Source organism: Gemmatimonas aurantiaca T-27, assembly GCF_000010305.1.
GTDB classification, from domain to species: domain Bacteria; phylum Gemmatimonadota; class Gemmatimonadetes; order Gemmatimonadales; family Gemmatimonadaceae; genus Gemmatimonas; species Gemmatimonas aurantiaca.
In genome coordinates, this window is the sequence record NC_012489.1 from 2,076,837 (window position 1) to 2,090,329 (window position 13,493).

Consider the following 13,493-nt stretch of genomic DNA (forward strand, 5'->3'; position numbering starts at 1 on the left):
CCGGGGCACCCCGCCCGAGGACGTGAAATCGCGCGCTGGCAGGTCTCCTGGCTCGCGGGTCGACGCCCCTGTCTGGCCTTCCCGGCGTCCTATGCCAGTGACCGTGATCGACAGGTGCTCACCGCTTACAGTTGCGGGGGCAGCCCCGGAATAGGCACACAAATGCGCCGCACCGGATTCCCTTTTCACCCCGGATCGGAATAATCCGGGGAACCAAACGCTGGCTGATTATTGCGGCTCCGGTTCGCGAAAGCAAGCAGGTTTTTTACCGGATTGACGAGCGGCCCGAACCGTTACCGGCCCAGGCCGCTCAGCCATACCGCGTCCACGCGTTCAGCGAACCGCGACGGAGCCTACTCCCACTCGATCGTCGCCGGCGGCTTCGAGCTGATGTCATACACCACCCGATTCACACCATCGACTTCGTTGATGATGCGATTCGAAATGCGTCCGAGCACTTCATACGGGAACGGATACCAGTCCGCCGTCATGCCATCGGTGCTGGTCACCGCACGCAGTGCCACCACGTTTTCGTAGGTGCGCCCGTCGCCCATCACCCCCACGGACTTGACCGGCAGGAACACCGCAAACGCCTGCCAGATGTCGGGATACAAACCCGCTGCACGAATCTCTTCGAGATAGATCGCATCGGAGCGGCGCAGCACATCGAGCGCATGCGGCGTGACTTCACCCAGCACACGAATGGCGAGACCAGGCCCCGGGAACGGGTGGCGACCCACCATCTCTTCGGGCAGACCCAGCTCGCGGCCCACATTGCGCACTTCGTCCTTGAACAGTTCGCGCAGTGGTTCGATGAGCTTGAACTTCATGTCCGGCTTGAGGCCACCCACGTTGTGGTGCGTCTTGATGGTCGCCGACGGACCACCCTTGGCACTCACCGACTCGATCACGTCGGGATACAGTGTGCCCTGCACCAGGAACTCGGCGTTCTTCCCGGCCTCGGCCGATGCATCCTCGAACACGTCGATGAACGTGTGCCCGATGATTTTGCGCTTCTTCTCCGGGTCGCCTTCGCCAGCCAGCCCGTTCAGGAAGCGGTCCTCGGCGCGCACCGTGATGAGCTTGATGCCCAGGTGGGCACGCATCGTGCGTTCCACCTGCTCGCGTTCATGCAGGCGCAGCAGACCGGTGTCCACGAAGATGCAGGTGAGCTGATCACCGATGGCCTTGTGTACCAGTGCCGCTGCCACGCTCGAATCCACGCCGCCGGACAGGCCGCAGATCACCTGACGGTCACCGACCATCTCACGGATCTTGGCCACTTCGAGGTCGATGAAATGACCAGGTGTCCAATCGGGCGCGCAGTGACAGATATCGAACAGGAAGTTCTCGATGATCTCCGCGCCACGCGCCGAGTGATGTACCTCGGCGTGGAACTGCACGGCATGAATGGGCTTGGTCTTGTGACGGAACCCGGCGCAGGTGTTGCCGCTGTGTGCCGTAGCCACGTAGCCCGGCGGCACCTGCTCCACATGATCGCCGTGGCTCATCCACACCGTAGTCTTCTCACCCGCTGTGAAGCCGGCAAACATGCCCGACGCTTCATCCACCGTCACTTCGGCGCGGCCGTACTCACGACGACCACCACCCACCACCGAACCACCTTCGAGGTGCGCGATGAGCTGCATGCCGTAGCACACCCCCAGCACGGGTGCGACATCGAGCAGCGCCGGCGGAATGGTGGGCGCACCCTCATCGGTGACGGAACTCGGCCCGCCCGACAGGATGATGCCGGTGGGCTTCCAGGCCCGGATCCAGTCGAGTGACTTGGTGGGCGGATGGATTTCGGAGTACACACGCGCTTCGCGCACACGGCGGGCGATGAGCTGTGTGAACTGCGAACCACAATCGAGGATGAGGATACGGCTGTTCATCAGAACTTCCACTCCGGACCGGTGAGCTTGAGGAACTCGACGGCCTTGGTATCGAGATCGAGGATGGCGCCCGTCGGCGCCCCATGCAGCCAGCCACAGGCTTCGCCCGGGCTGACCAACAGTGAATCACCACGCGACTTCATTTCCGGCACGTGGGTGAAGCCGTGCACGATCACCTCATGTCCATCGATGGAACGCTGATGCACATCGGCGAGATCGTGAATGAGCAGCACCGACTTGCCGCCCAGGTCGAACGAGTGGGGGGACTCGAACAATTCGGCGGCACCAAAGCCGGAGTTCGCGGCCGCGACGAGCGCGTCGCGATCACCATCATTGCGGCCGAATACGCCAAGCAACGGCAGCGACAGGTCCTGGAACGGTTGCAGCACAAACGGGGAGCAGTAGTCGCCAGCGTGCATGACCAGCGAGACACCTCCCTGCACCATCTGCTCCAACAACGCGCGAACGGCCGGCACACGATCGTGGGTATCCGACAACAGGCCGATACGCATCAGGTGGTTCTCCACTGGAGGTGGGCACGCTCGAGTCGCACGAGATCCTCGTAGCGCTCGCGTTCCGTGATGATGGCAAAGCGGGAACCGTCGGCGAGCACTTCCACGGCACGCGGACGGGAATTGTAATTCGACGTCATGGTGTAGCCATACGCGCCGGTGGTGCGGATGGCGAGCAACTCGCCGGCCGACACATCGGGCAGTTCGCGATTCTTGGCGAAGAAGTCGCCTGATTCGCAAATGGGTCCAACCACATCGGCGGTGATCGTGCGGGTCGTATCCACCACCGCTTCGATGGCGTGATACGCCTGATACAGCGCCGGCCGGATGAGATCACTCATGCCGGCATCGGTGACAATGAAGTCCTTGCCGGCCGCGTGCTTGCGATACAACACCTGCGTCAGCAGCGTGCCTGCTTCGGCCACAATGTACCGGCCGGGTTCGAGCAACAAGGTCAATCCGGTTTCCGTGGCGGCAGCGCGCACGATCTGCGCGTAGTCCTCCACGTCGGCATCGCGTTCGTCGGGTTCGTATGGCACCGACAGTCCACCACCCACATCGAGGTAGCGCACGTCGTGTCCTTCGGCACGTGCCGCTTCCACGGCTACCAACAGACGTGGCAGCGCATCACGCAGCGGATCGGCGTTCCCGATCTGCGAGCCGAGGTGCATGCCCAGGCCGCGCAGCGCAATGTGCGGCAGTTCGCGGATGAGGGACACCAGACGCGTGATGTCGTCGCGCGGGATGCCAAACTTCTGCCCCTTCTCGCCGGTGCGGATGTAGGCGTGTGGTGTCTCCACCGTTACCTCGGGGTTCACCCGGATGGCAATCGGTGCCACCACACCCTTGCGGGCTGCCACGGCGTCGATGGTGACGAGCTCCGCCTCAGACTCCACGTTGATCAGCAACACCCGATCATCGAGCGCCTGCTCGATTTCCTGCACGGTCTTGCCAACGCCGCTGAACACCACATCGCGGCCCGTGAAGCCGGCCTCGCGCGCGCGATACAACTCGCCGCCTGAGACGATGTCCACGCCCGCACCGAGCTCCTGCAGCAGGCGCAGCACGGCGAGGTTGGAGTTGGCCTTCATCGCGAAGTGAATGCGATGCGGCACGCCCTCGAAGGCATGGGCGAGCCGCTCGTACCGCGCACGAATGGTGCCGGCGCAATACACATAGGCGGGCGTTCCCACAGCCGCCGCGATCGTCGGCAGTGGCACGCCTTCCGCGTGCAGCACGCCCTGCCGACGATCAAATCCGGAGTCTGACATCGCTTGGTGGTCGCCGGTCAGTACGAACGCGCCCAGATGACTTCGTACTTGGCGGGTTCACCCGTCACCATGCACGTCGTCGGCGCGTTCGGCGAGCGGAACTCCGCATCCGGAATACAGCGGATCGTCGCCTTCGTCTCTTCCTTCACCCGCTGCTCCACGGCCGGGTCACCGTTCCAGCCCGCGTACACGAATCCACCGGGGCCGTCCATGATCTCCTTGAATCGATCATAGGTGATGTCACCACGGTGGCTGTTGGCTTCGAGGCGCTCACGTGCCGCAGCCAGCATGTCCGCCTGGATGGTGTCGAGAATGACCGGCAGTTCGGTACGCAGCACATCGAACGCGATGGAGCGCTTCTCACGCGTGTCGCGGCGCACGAGCATGCCGCTCGACGACGCCAGATCACGCGGGCCGATCTCCATGCGCAGGGGCACACCGCGCAGTTCCCAGTGATAGTACTTGGCGCCCGGCTTGATGCCGACGCGCTCGTCCACATGCACACGAATGCGCTCGTGATCGGGGCGCTTGAAGCTGCCCAGGTCTTCGGCGATGCGCTTGGCGGCTTCGATGGTCGCGGCGCGCTCTTCATCCGTCTTCCAGATGGGCACGATGACCATCTGTGTGGGCGCAAGGCGCGGCGGCAGGCGCAAGCCCGCATCGTCGCTGTGCGTCATCACCAGGCCGCCGATCATGCGTGTGGACACGCCCCAGCTCGTGTTCCACGCGTGATCCTGCTGCCCTGCTTCGTTCTGGAACGTCAGGTCGAACGCCTTGGCGAAATTTTGGCCGAGGTTGTGTGACGTGCCCGCCTGCAACGCCTTGTTGTCCTGCATCATGGCTTCGGTGCAGTACGTGCGCAGCGCGCCGGCAAACTTCTCGGCGTCCGTCTTCTGGCCGGTGATCACGGGCATGGCCATGTACTCTTCCATGAACGTGCGATACACGCCCAGCATGCGACGTGTCTCTTCTTCGGCCTCGTCGTGCGTGGCATGGGCCGTGTGGCCTTCCTGCCAGAGGAATTCCATCGTGCGCAGGAACAACCGCGTGCGCATTTCCCAGCGCACCACGTTGGCCCACTGGTTGTACAGCAACGGCAGGTCGCGATAGCTCTGCACCCACTTGGCGAACATCGAGTAGATGATCGTTTCCGAGGTGGGGCGCACCACGAGTCGTTCTTCGAGCTGCTTGCCACCACCCATCGTCACCACCGCGCACTCGGGCGCAAAGCCCTCCACGTGCTCGGCTTCCTTCGACAGGAAGCTCTCCGGGATGAACAACGGGAAGTACGCGTTCACGTGGCCGGTGGCCTTGAACATGTCATCGAGCGCGCGCTGCATGCGCTCCCAGATGCCATAGCCCCACGGACGGATCACCATGCAGCCGCGCACTGGCGAGTAGTCGGCCAGTTCGGAACGCAGTACCAGTTCGTTGTACCAGTCGCTGAAGTTGTCAGCGCGGGTGGTCAGCTTCTTGTCGTCGCTCATGCGGGTGTTCCGGAATGCGAGGACGCCCAGGCCGTCAGGGCCTCGAGCGTGAAGAACGTCTGGTCGTCATGGCCGGCGCGGCGAATGCGCCACGGCGCATCGGCGCTCGACGGATCGACGATGACAAAGGCACCGGCGCCAGCCTTGCGCCCGGCCTCGAGTTGTTTGTCGAGCTTCTGGGACTTGAGGGCGTATTCCACGATGCACTCGGCGCTACGCAGCGCCGACGCCGTGCGCAGTGCAGCGGCCGGTGCATCCGGAGCGTCCGGTGACTGCGCCACCCAATACGCTGGCGGCGTCGCGGACACCTGCAGCAGGCCTCGTGAGCGCAGCAATTCGCCGATCACCACGTCACCCATGCCAAAGCCCAATGCCGGCAGATCGGTGCCCCCCAGCGACTTGAGCAGATTGTCGTACCGACCGCCGCCGCAGATGGCGCGAAACTCGCCAACGTTGTCGAACAGCTCGAACACGATGCCCGTGTAGTACGCGAGACCACGCACGATCGTGAGATCGAAGCGCATCCACGCGCCCACGCCCAGCGCATCACAATGCGCGAGATACTGCGCGAAGCGATCGAGATGCGGTTTCACCGCCGGCGCATCACCATAGCGTGCCTGCACCGTCGCAAAGTCGAGCGACGTGAAGCCGAGAATCACTTCAGCCGTATCGCCGGCAATGCCGGCCTCGGCGAGCTTCTCGGCCGACACCTCGCGCGGCTGTCGCTCGAGTTTGTCCAGCACCGCATACACGGCGGGCCACGTCGGTTCGGCGATCGCGAGATGCTCCAGCAGTCCGTTGAGCAACCGGCGATCGCTCACGCGCGCGCGCACATCGGTGTGCGTGAGCCCGAAGGCACGCATGATCTCGATGGCCACCGACACGAGTTCCGCATCGGTCATCACATCGGCTTCACCGACGATGTCGACGTTGAGCTGGAAGTGCTCACGCAGGCGACCCTTCTGCGTGCGCTCGTAGCGGAAGAGCTGCGGCAGCGAGAACCAACGCACCGGCTTGCGCAGCGCCTGCGCGCGTGCGCCAACCATGCGCGCGAACGTGGGTGTCATCTCGGGGCGCATGGCCACCGGACGCTCACCCTTGTCGACGAAGTTGTAGAGCTGCGTGACGATCTCGTCGCCACTCTTCTGCGTGTAGAGTTCGAGTGGCTCGAGCGGCGGCCCATCGTACTCCTGAAACGCATAGCGCCGCACGATGCGGCGCCAGGTGTCGAAGATGTGGGCTCGCTCGGCGAACTGGTCTGGGTAGAAGTCTCGGAAACCCGGGAGCGGCTTGTGTGACATCCAAGTAAGCTACCGAGCCAGCGGATCGACCTGCAACCGCTCCATCGCGTCGCCGACAGTGTGAAAGGAGCCGGTCACCAGCACGGTCGCCGCCCCCACCTGCGCCTCCGACAGCGCCCGGTCGAAATCGTCGTAGCGCTGGACCGGCAGCCCTTCGGCTTCGGCCCATGCCATGACGTCGTCGAGATTCCACGTTCGGTTGGCCGGTGCCGTGGGAGCCATGGTCACCAGGATGCGTTCGGCGGCTCGGGACACGGCCTGCAGGATGCCGCGCCAGTCCTTGTCGCGCAGCACGCACACCACGGCCGTGAGCGGATGTGGCACACCCACGGCGAGCAGATTGGCCACGACCGTCGCTGCGCCGTCCGGATTGTGCGCCACGTCGAACAGCCACGGTGGTGAACGGTGAAATCGCCCGGCGATCCGTACGTCGGCCAGATAGCGGCTGGCATTCCGCTCGATTTCCGCCCAAGGGCCGCCGGCGCTGCGCAGCAGGGCCAGCGCCACGGACGCATTGTGCGCCTGGAACTGCCCCACCAGCGGCGTCGTCAGGCGACGGGTGTGGTGGCCGGCGCCATCCGCCACGGCGAGGGTAAACGATGTGCCCTGTGCGTCGACCACGATGTCGTCCACCTGCCAGTCCCGGCCCGTTACCAACACCGGTCCGCTCCCCACCCCCTCGGCGCGGGCCTGCAGCATGTCCCGAATGGCTGGACGGGTGTCTCCCACCACCGCCGCCGCACCGGGCTTGAAGATCCCGGCCTTTTCCCCGGCAATCGCTTCCAGGGTGTCCCCCAGAAACTCGAGGTGATCGAAGCCGATCTGCGTGACCGCCGCGGCAATCGGCTCCACGATATTCGTGGCGTCGAGACGCCCGCCAAGGCCTACCTCGATGATGGCCACATCGACGGCCTCGTTCGCGAAGTGCGACAGGGCCATCGCCGTCGTGGCTTCGAAGAAGGTCGCGCCGAGCTCGGTCAGTAGCGGCTCGTGGGTGACGAGCCATTCGGTGATGGCGGCATGCGACATCGGCTCGCCATTCACCACCACCCGTTCCGCAAAATCGACCAGATGGGGCGACGTGTATCGCCCCACTTTGCGACCCGCGCCACGCAGCAGCGCGTCGAGGGTCGCTACCGTGCTGCCCTTGCCATTCGTGCCGGCAATGTGGAACACGGGGTAGCGTCGATGCGGATCGCCCAGCCGCGACAGCAGCTCGGCCACCCGCTCCAGGCCGAGGCGCCAGGCACCACCGGTCCGGGCAAAGAGCCGTTCAAGCGCTTCGTGATACGCCGAGTCCATCGCCTGTGGCGCCTCGGTCACCGGGACGCCCCGGATGGGGTTCAGCGGGTCCACTGCGGACAGTATCAGCCTTCCTGCTGGGTCTGGGCCTGTGCTGCCGGACGACCGGTCATATGGCGCAGCAGGCGCGAGAGCGTGGACTTCAGTTCCTTGCGGTGCACCACGCTGTCGACCATCCCCTTCTCGAGCAGGAACTCGGCGGTCTGGAAGCCTTCCGGCAAGTCCTGACCCAACGTCTGCTTGATGACCCGCGGGCCGGCAAAGCCGATGACCGCGCCGGGTTCGGCCAGGATGGCGTCACCGAGCATGGCATAACTCGCGCTCACGCCGCCCGTGGTGGGGTTGGTGAGCACGGAGATATACGGAATGCGCCGCTCCGCCAACTGCGACAACACCGCGGACGCCTTGGCCATCTGCATGAGGGAAAGAATGCCCTCCTGCATGCGGGCACCACCGGACGCCGAAAGGATCACGAGCGGATGCTTTTTCTCGAGCGAGCGCTGGCCAAGTCGGGCGATCTTCTCACCGACCACCGAGCCCATCGAACCGCCCATGAACGCAAAATCCATGATCGCGATGCCCACCGGCATGCCTTCCAGCAAACCGGTCACCGTGAGGATGGCGTCGGTGTCACCGGCATTGGTGAGCGCTTTCTTGAGTCGCGCCGGATAGTCCGGAAATCCGAGCGGATCGATCGAACGCAGTTCACCACCGACTTCGTTCAGCGAGCCGTCATCGATGAGGAACGAGGCAAATTCCCACGCTCGGACGCGGCGATGAAAGTCGCAGGACGGACAGACGTTGAGATTCCGCAGGAAGTTGTCGCGGATGTCTGTGTGCCCGCACGCTTCGCACTTCTCCCACGTATCAGGTGGGATTTCGAGGCGGACGCGTCGGGGCTGACGGGGCTTTTTTTCCTTCCGAAACCAGGCCATAGACCACGAAAGATTGGTGAGCGTCGGGGCGAAGGCTAGATCTTGCGCACAGACGGGGTCGCTGTACAGCGCGTGGGCAGACCGTCAGAGACCGATCGCGTCGGGTTGTCCCCGCCCTTCCGCCGAGATGCGCAGCAGCACGGCCACGGCAACCCAACTGACCAGCAGGAACGAGGGACCGTAGCTGAAGAACGGCAGCGGAATGCCCGTGACCGGCATCAGGTTGAGCGTCATGCCCACATTGACCATGACATGCACGAACCATGCGGCCACAAAACCGAACGCCACCAGGCTGGGGAACGCATCGTTGGCGCGGGAGGCCACACGGGTGCTGCGGAGAAAGAGCGCCAGAAAAAGGGCCAGTGCGATACTGACGCCGAGAAATCCGAGTTCCTCGCCCACCACCGAAAAGATGAAGTCGGTGTGTCGCTCCGGGAGAAACTGCAGACGCTTCTGACTGCCCTGCGTGAACCCCTGACCAAACAGGCCACCGGAGCCGATGGCCACTTTGCTCTGCGTGACATGGTACCCCGACCCGCGCATGTCGATGGTGGGGTCGAGGAACACCAGCAGTCGCTTCTGTTGGTACGGCTTGAGTTTGTCCCAGAGCAGCGGAGCCACCACGCCGGTCACCACATTGGCCACCACCACCACCACACCTTCGGCGAGGAATGGGCGGTACCAGAGTACGAGCGCCACCAGAATCAAAAACCACGCGCCCCAGACGCCGGTGCTGAATGCCAGCACGAGACTGATGCCGGGGCTGGCCAGCATGAGCAGCAACTGCCACTGCACGCCGGCCCAGAACAGCATGGCAAAACAGATGCCGATGAACACAATGCCGGTGCCCAAGTCGGGTTGCTTCATGACCAACAGCCACGGAATGCCGACCACCAGCAATGGTCGCCAGAGATCGATCAGGGAACGTGGTACTTCCCGTTGCGCGGCCAGCACCCGCGCCAGCATCAGCGTGGTGGCCAGCTTGGCCAGTTCGGCCGGTTGTCCGATGCGCACGCCACCGATACTGAGCCAGCCTTTCACACTGGCGGCGGTACCGGCACCAGTACCGATGAACAACACCAGCACCAGCAGCGCACAACTCAGCGCATACAGCGGCCAGGCACTCCACTCGATGAGGCGTACCGATCCACGGGTCACCACCCAGGTGGCCGCGAGGCAGAGACCGAACCACGACAGTTGTCGCTTCCACGCCCCTGCCGTGATGGTGGAGGGGGCGTCGATCTGGCCCGCCGAGAACACCATGGCGATGCCAAACGCGGTGAGCAGCAGCGCAATCAGCAGCAACGGAAAATCGATGCTCTGTCGGCGCAGCACGCTGGTGACGGGCATGGTGCGTTCGTCCTCAGTCGTTGGTGACGCTGGACATCGTGAGCTGCGTCTTGAGGTAGCGTTCCATCAACTTGGTCGCCACCCGTGCCGCCGCCGAACCGTGCAAACCTTCTTCGATGACGATGGCGAGCACGATCTTCGGATCGTCCGCCGGCGCATATCCCACGAACCAGGCAAAGTCCTGCAGCGGCGGTACCTGCGCCGTGCCGGTCTTGCCGGCAATGGTCAGCCCACGAATCTGGGCGCCGGCGGCGGTACCGCGTGACACCACATCGGCCAGCGCCATCTTCATGCCCGCCAACTGCTCGGCGGTCAGGTTGAGGATCTGTTTCCGCTCGGGTTCGCGCGCCACGATCTGCGGCGTGGCGGCGCTGCCATCGGTAGCCAGCGCGGTATAGAAGCGCGCCATGTTGAGTGGCGTCTGCGCGTTGTTGGCCTGGCCGATGGACAAGCTGAGCACCACCGAGCGATTCCACCCGCGTGCTCCATACTTGCGGTCGAAGTAGTCGGTATTCTCTGGCCAGGTCGGCGTGCGCTCGTTGGGCAGATCGATGCCGGTCTTTTCTCCGAACCCCAGCTTCACGCCGCCAGCCAGCAGGCGCGTGATACCGATCTTGAGCCCCAACTGGTAGAAGTACACGTCGCACGACTTGGCGATGGCTTGCGCCAGCGTCACGTCGCCGTGGCCTCTTTTGTCCCAGCACTTGAACACGCGGCCATAGTAGTAGCCACCGGTGCATGGCCGTTCCATGTGCGTGTCCATGGTGACCAGGCCGAGCTGCAGACCAATCGCGGCGGTGGCCAGTTTCCAGGTGGAGGCCGGTGGGTAGGTGCCCTGCAGCGCGCGATTGACGAGTGGCTTGTGCTCGTCATCGAGCAGCGACTGATAGAAAGCGCCCGACACACCGCCGATGAATCGATTGATGTCGTAGCTCGGCGCACTGTACAACGCGAGCACGCCACCGGTGGTGGGTTCCATGGCCACCACGGCGCCGCGCAGCGAATCACCGAAATAATCGTGCGCGTACTTCTGCAGGTCGAGATCGATGTTGGTGCGCAACGGCGCCGGGGCTTCCGGCTGCACATCGGCCCGTACGCCGGCGTCCCGCACGACACGATTGCGGGCGTCCACTTCCACGAAGCGACTCCCTTCCCGACCACGCAATTGCTCTTCGTATTCCAGCTCCACGCCGGCCTTGCCGATCTGCTGGCCGGCCTTGTACTCCACAAAACGTTCGCGCGTCAGTTCGTCTTCCGAGATTTCGCCCGTGTATCCCACCAGTGCGGCCATGGCCTCACCATCGGGATAGTAACGCTTGGGTGAACTCTGAATGATCAGGCCCGGGAACTCCACACGCCGCTCTTCGAGCACCGACACGACCTGGAACGACGCATCGTTGAAGATCACGGCGGGTCGTGTGGGAGCGCGGCGATAGCGTCGCAGGGCCAAGGCCTGCTGCGTCGAGTCGATCGTGATGACCTGCGACAAGGTGCGCAATGCCGATCGCAGCGAATCCTCGGTGGGACTGAGGATCGACACCGAATATCCGGGCAGGTTCTCGGCGATGATCTCGCCTTTGCGGTCGTAGATGATGCCGCGCGCACCGGGCAGCGGCACTTCACGCAGGCGATTGCTCTCCGCCTGCAGGGCATACGACGCGCTGTCCAGTACCTGCGCACGGAAGAACGCCGTGCCCAGCGCGAGGAACGAAACGAACAGCAGGCCGCGCGCCACGCGGGCGCGGCGCAACACCGAATTCGGGTGGTAGCTCACGCGCTACCTCTCAGATCGACTGTGGGCGATACAGCGGGCGGAACATCACCAGCAGCAGCATGGCCACGAGAGCAGTCAACGCCGCTGACAGCGGCGACCACACCAGCAGCGCAATCACCAGCGAGATGCCGGATGATACACCGGTCAGCAACGCGAGTGCGATATCGAACACCCACTTCCCAGCGAACACGAAGAGGCCCGTCAGGCCCACGTGATCGGCGAAGAACACCGCCTTGAGCCACGCTGCGCCATAGGCAATGAGCGTGAGCGCCAACGCGTGCGAACCGAAGGTCCCCGGCGCCATCGCATCGAGCGAAATGCCCACCAGGAAGCCCGTGATGGCGGCCAGACCGGGACGCATGCGCACGGCAGAAAACAGGATCGCGATCAGGGCGAAGTCCACCTCGACGCGCCCTGCCACGAGCGGGCGCACACCGAAGTGCGCCGCCATCAGGAGCGCGAAGCCGATCCACGCGCGAACCGTGCTCGCGATGCCCGGGCTGGATTGCGGGGTCGGCCTCACTCGCGCTCCTCGTTGGGCGGCGGACCGGCAGGACGGACACGGGCGATACTGTCTGCGCGTTGTTTTGCACGCACACTATCGGCCCGCTGCCGTGCGCGCACGCTGTCGGCTCGCAGGCTGTCCGCTCTGGTCATCACGCGCGGTGCGGGGCGCGTGCCCAATCCGCCGCCGATCGTATCGGCGGCGGCGAGGCTATCGGCCAGTTGCGCATCCAAGGCCGCACGACGCGCGGCCAGTTCGTCCAACGCGGCCTTGCGAGCCAACGAATCGCCGGCGGCGGCCACCGCCCGCGCCGCACTGTCGGCAGCCGTCACGGTGGTCCACACGCCATTCACGCCACGCTGCGCCCGCGCCGGCAACAGCACCAACACCGGACCAATGGCTTCCGGCAACACGGCGGGCTTCACGAGATAGGTGCGCGCCCATTTTTCGGGGGTGACGATCTCCCCGATCACCGTGCCCACGGGGATGCCCCGGGGATAGGTGGCGCCGAGCCCCGAACTGACGATGATCGTCCCGGAATCGAGCTTCGCACGGAATGGCACACCACGCATCTCGAGCAACCAGCGTTCCGCGCCTGCACCGAGATGCGGCTGTACGATCCCGAAAGCGCTCTGATCGACGCTCATCGCGCTCACCCGAAAGTCTGGATGTGCCCAGGTGATGGCAAAGCTCGTGACGTTGTCTACGCTTTCCACCATGCCGACCAGTCCATCGGCCGTCACGACGGGAAGAAATGGTTGCACGCCGGTGTTGCTGCCGGTGGTGAGCGTGATGGTGAACTCATCGCCCGCGCGTGACGGCAACAACTCGGCCGGCACAAATCCATCCTGCAGACGAGCCGACAATCCCAGCAGCCGGCGCAGGACCGCGTTTTCATCGGCCACGGCGCGCACATTCATCGTGTCGCGCACCGCGCGTCCACGTGTCTGCAGCAACGCGTCGCGGGACTCTACGGCCGCGCGCACACCGGCCGCGCGGCCTTCCAGGGCCACCAACGGCGCGAGCACCGTGGTGCGCATCGACATCGCGGTTTGTTCACGCGTGCGGCGCGACATGAGCATGGCCAGTGCCGCCAGTGCGACACAGACCAGCACCAACACTGTGTCGAGCCGCCCTTCTCCACGCACCGTGCGGGCCACG

The 13,493-nt window shown here is 64.5% G+C and carries 11 protein-coding genes and 1 riboswitch; all 11 genes read right to left on the reverse strand.

Features of this window, described 5'->3' with window-relative positions:
• Window positions 1-20: 20 nt before the first annotated feature.
• Window positions 21-234, reverse strand: a riboswitch (cobalamin riboswitch).
• 119 nt (window positions 235-353) lie between these two features.
• The 11 genes from guaA to mreC all read right to left on the reverse strand — a co-directional run bounded on the left by guaA (window position 354) and on the right by mreC (window position 13,492).
• Complete coding sequence (gene guaA / locus GAU_RS08970; RefSeq protein ID WP_012683239.1) at window positions 354-1,895, reverse strand: glutamine-hydrolyzing GMP synthase; 1,542 nt, start codon at window positions 1,893-1,895, stop codon at window positions 354-356.
• The gene (locus tag GAU_RS08975) at window positions 1,895-2,407 is read right to left on the reverse strand and encodes a metallophosphoesterase family protein (RefSeq protein WP_012683240.1); all 513 of its coding nucleotides are present in this window, start codon (window positions 2,405-2,407) and stop codon (window positions 1,895-1,897) included. Before GAU_RS08975 ends, guaA begins: the two co-directional genes overlap by 1 nt.
• A complete protein-coding gene (lysA, locus tag GAU_RS08980) occupies window positions 2,407-3,678 on the reverse strand; it encodes a diaminopimelate decarboxylase (protein WP_012683241.1) in 1,272 nt (423 codons plus the stop codon). The genes GAU_RS08975 and lysA overlap by 1 nt, the downstream gene beginning before the upstream one ends.
• A 17-nt stretch (window positions 3,679-3,695) precedes the next feature.
• The gene (gene proS / locus GAU_RS08985) at window positions 3,696-5,165 is read right to left on the reverse strand and encodes a proline--tRNA ligase (RefSeq protein ID WP_012683242.1); all 1,470 of its coding nucleotides are present in this window, start codon (window positions 5,163-5,165) and stop codon (window positions 3,696-3,698) included.
• Window positions 5,162-6,466, reverse strand: coding sequence for a histidine--tRNA ligase (gene hisS, locus GAU_RS08990; RefSeq protein ID WP_012683243.1), 1,305 nt, complete (start codon window positions 6,464-6,466; stop codon window positions 5,162-5,164). The genes proS and hisS overlap by 4 nt, the downstream gene beginning before the upstream one ends.
• 9 nt (window positions 6,467-6,475) lie before the next feature.
• Entirely contained in the window at window positions 6,476-7,789 is a 1,314-nt protein-coding gene (locus GAU_RS08995) for a bifunctional folylpolyglutamate synthase/dihydrofolate synthase (RefSeq protein WP_052574335.1), read from the reverse strand.
• Between the two features lie 44 nt (window positions 7,790-7,833).
• A complete protein-coding gene (gene accD / locus GAU_RS09000; RefSeq protein WP_012683245.1) occupies window positions 7,834-8,703 on the reverse strand; it encodes an acetyl-CoA carboxylase, carboxyltransferase subunit beta in 870 nt (289 codons plus the stop codon).
• Between the two features lie 84 nt (window positions 8,704-8,787).
• Window positions 8,788-10,053, reverse strand: a complete 1,266-nt coding sequence (rodA, locus tag GAU_RS09005; RefSeq protein ID WP_012683246.1) for a rod shape-determining protein RodA — start codon at window positions 10,051-10,053, stop codon at window positions 8,788-8,790.
• 13 nt (window positions 10,054-10,066) lie between these two features.
• A complete protein-coding gene (mrdA, locus tag GAU_RS09010; protein ID WP_012683247.1) occupies window positions 10,067-11,827 on the reverse strand; it encodes a penicillin-binding protein 2 in 1,761 nt (586 codons plus the stop codon).
• Window positions 11,828-11,837: 10 nt separating this feature from the next.
• Complete coding sequence (gene mreD / locus GAU_RS09015) at window positions 11,838-12,350, reverse strand: rod shape-determining protein MreD (protein WP_012683248.1); 513 nt, start codon at window positions 12,348-12,350, stop codon at window positions 11,838-11,840.
• Window positions 12,347-13,492, reverse strand: a complete 1,146-nt coding sequence (gene mreC, locus GAU_RS09020; RefSeq protein ID WP_012683249.1) for a rod shape-determining protein MreC — start codon at window positions 13,490-13,492, stop codon at window positions 12,347-12,349. The genes mreD and mreC overlap by 4 nt, the downstream gene beginning before the upstream one ends.
• Window position 13,493: the final 1 nt, after the last annotated feature.

What these genes read in the sequence shown, in the direction of transcription:
- guaA (WP_012683239.1), bottom strand. Translation starts at nt 1,895, where the DNA reads ATGAACAGCCGTATCCTCATCCTCGATTGTGGTTCGCAGTTCACACAG.
- GAU_RS08975 (WP_012683240.1), bottom strand. Translation starts at nt 2,407, where the DNA reads ATGCGTATCGGCCTGTTGTCGGATACCCACGATCGTGTGCCGGCCGTT.
- lysA (WP_012683241.1), bottom strand. Translation starts at nt 3,678, where the DNA reads ATGTCAGACTCCGGATTTGATCGTCGGCAGGGCGTGCTGCACGCGGAA.
- proS (WP_012683242.1), bottom strand. Translation starts at nt 5,165, where the DNA reads ATGAGCGACGACAAGAAGCTGACCACCCGCGCTGACAACTTCAGCGAC.
- hisS (WP_012683243.1), bottom strand. Translation starts at nt 6,466, where the DNA reads ATGTCACACAAGCCGCTCCCGGGTTTCCGAGACTTCTACCCAGACCAG.
- accD (WP_012683245.1), bottom strand. Translation starts at nt 8,703, where the DNA reads ATGGCCTGGTTTCGGAAGGAAAAAAAGCCCCGTCAGCCCCGACGCGTC.
- rodA (WP_012683246.1), bottom strand. Translation starts at nt 10,053, where the DNA reads ATGCCCGTCACCAGCGTGCTGCGCCGACAGAGCATCGATTTTCCGTTG.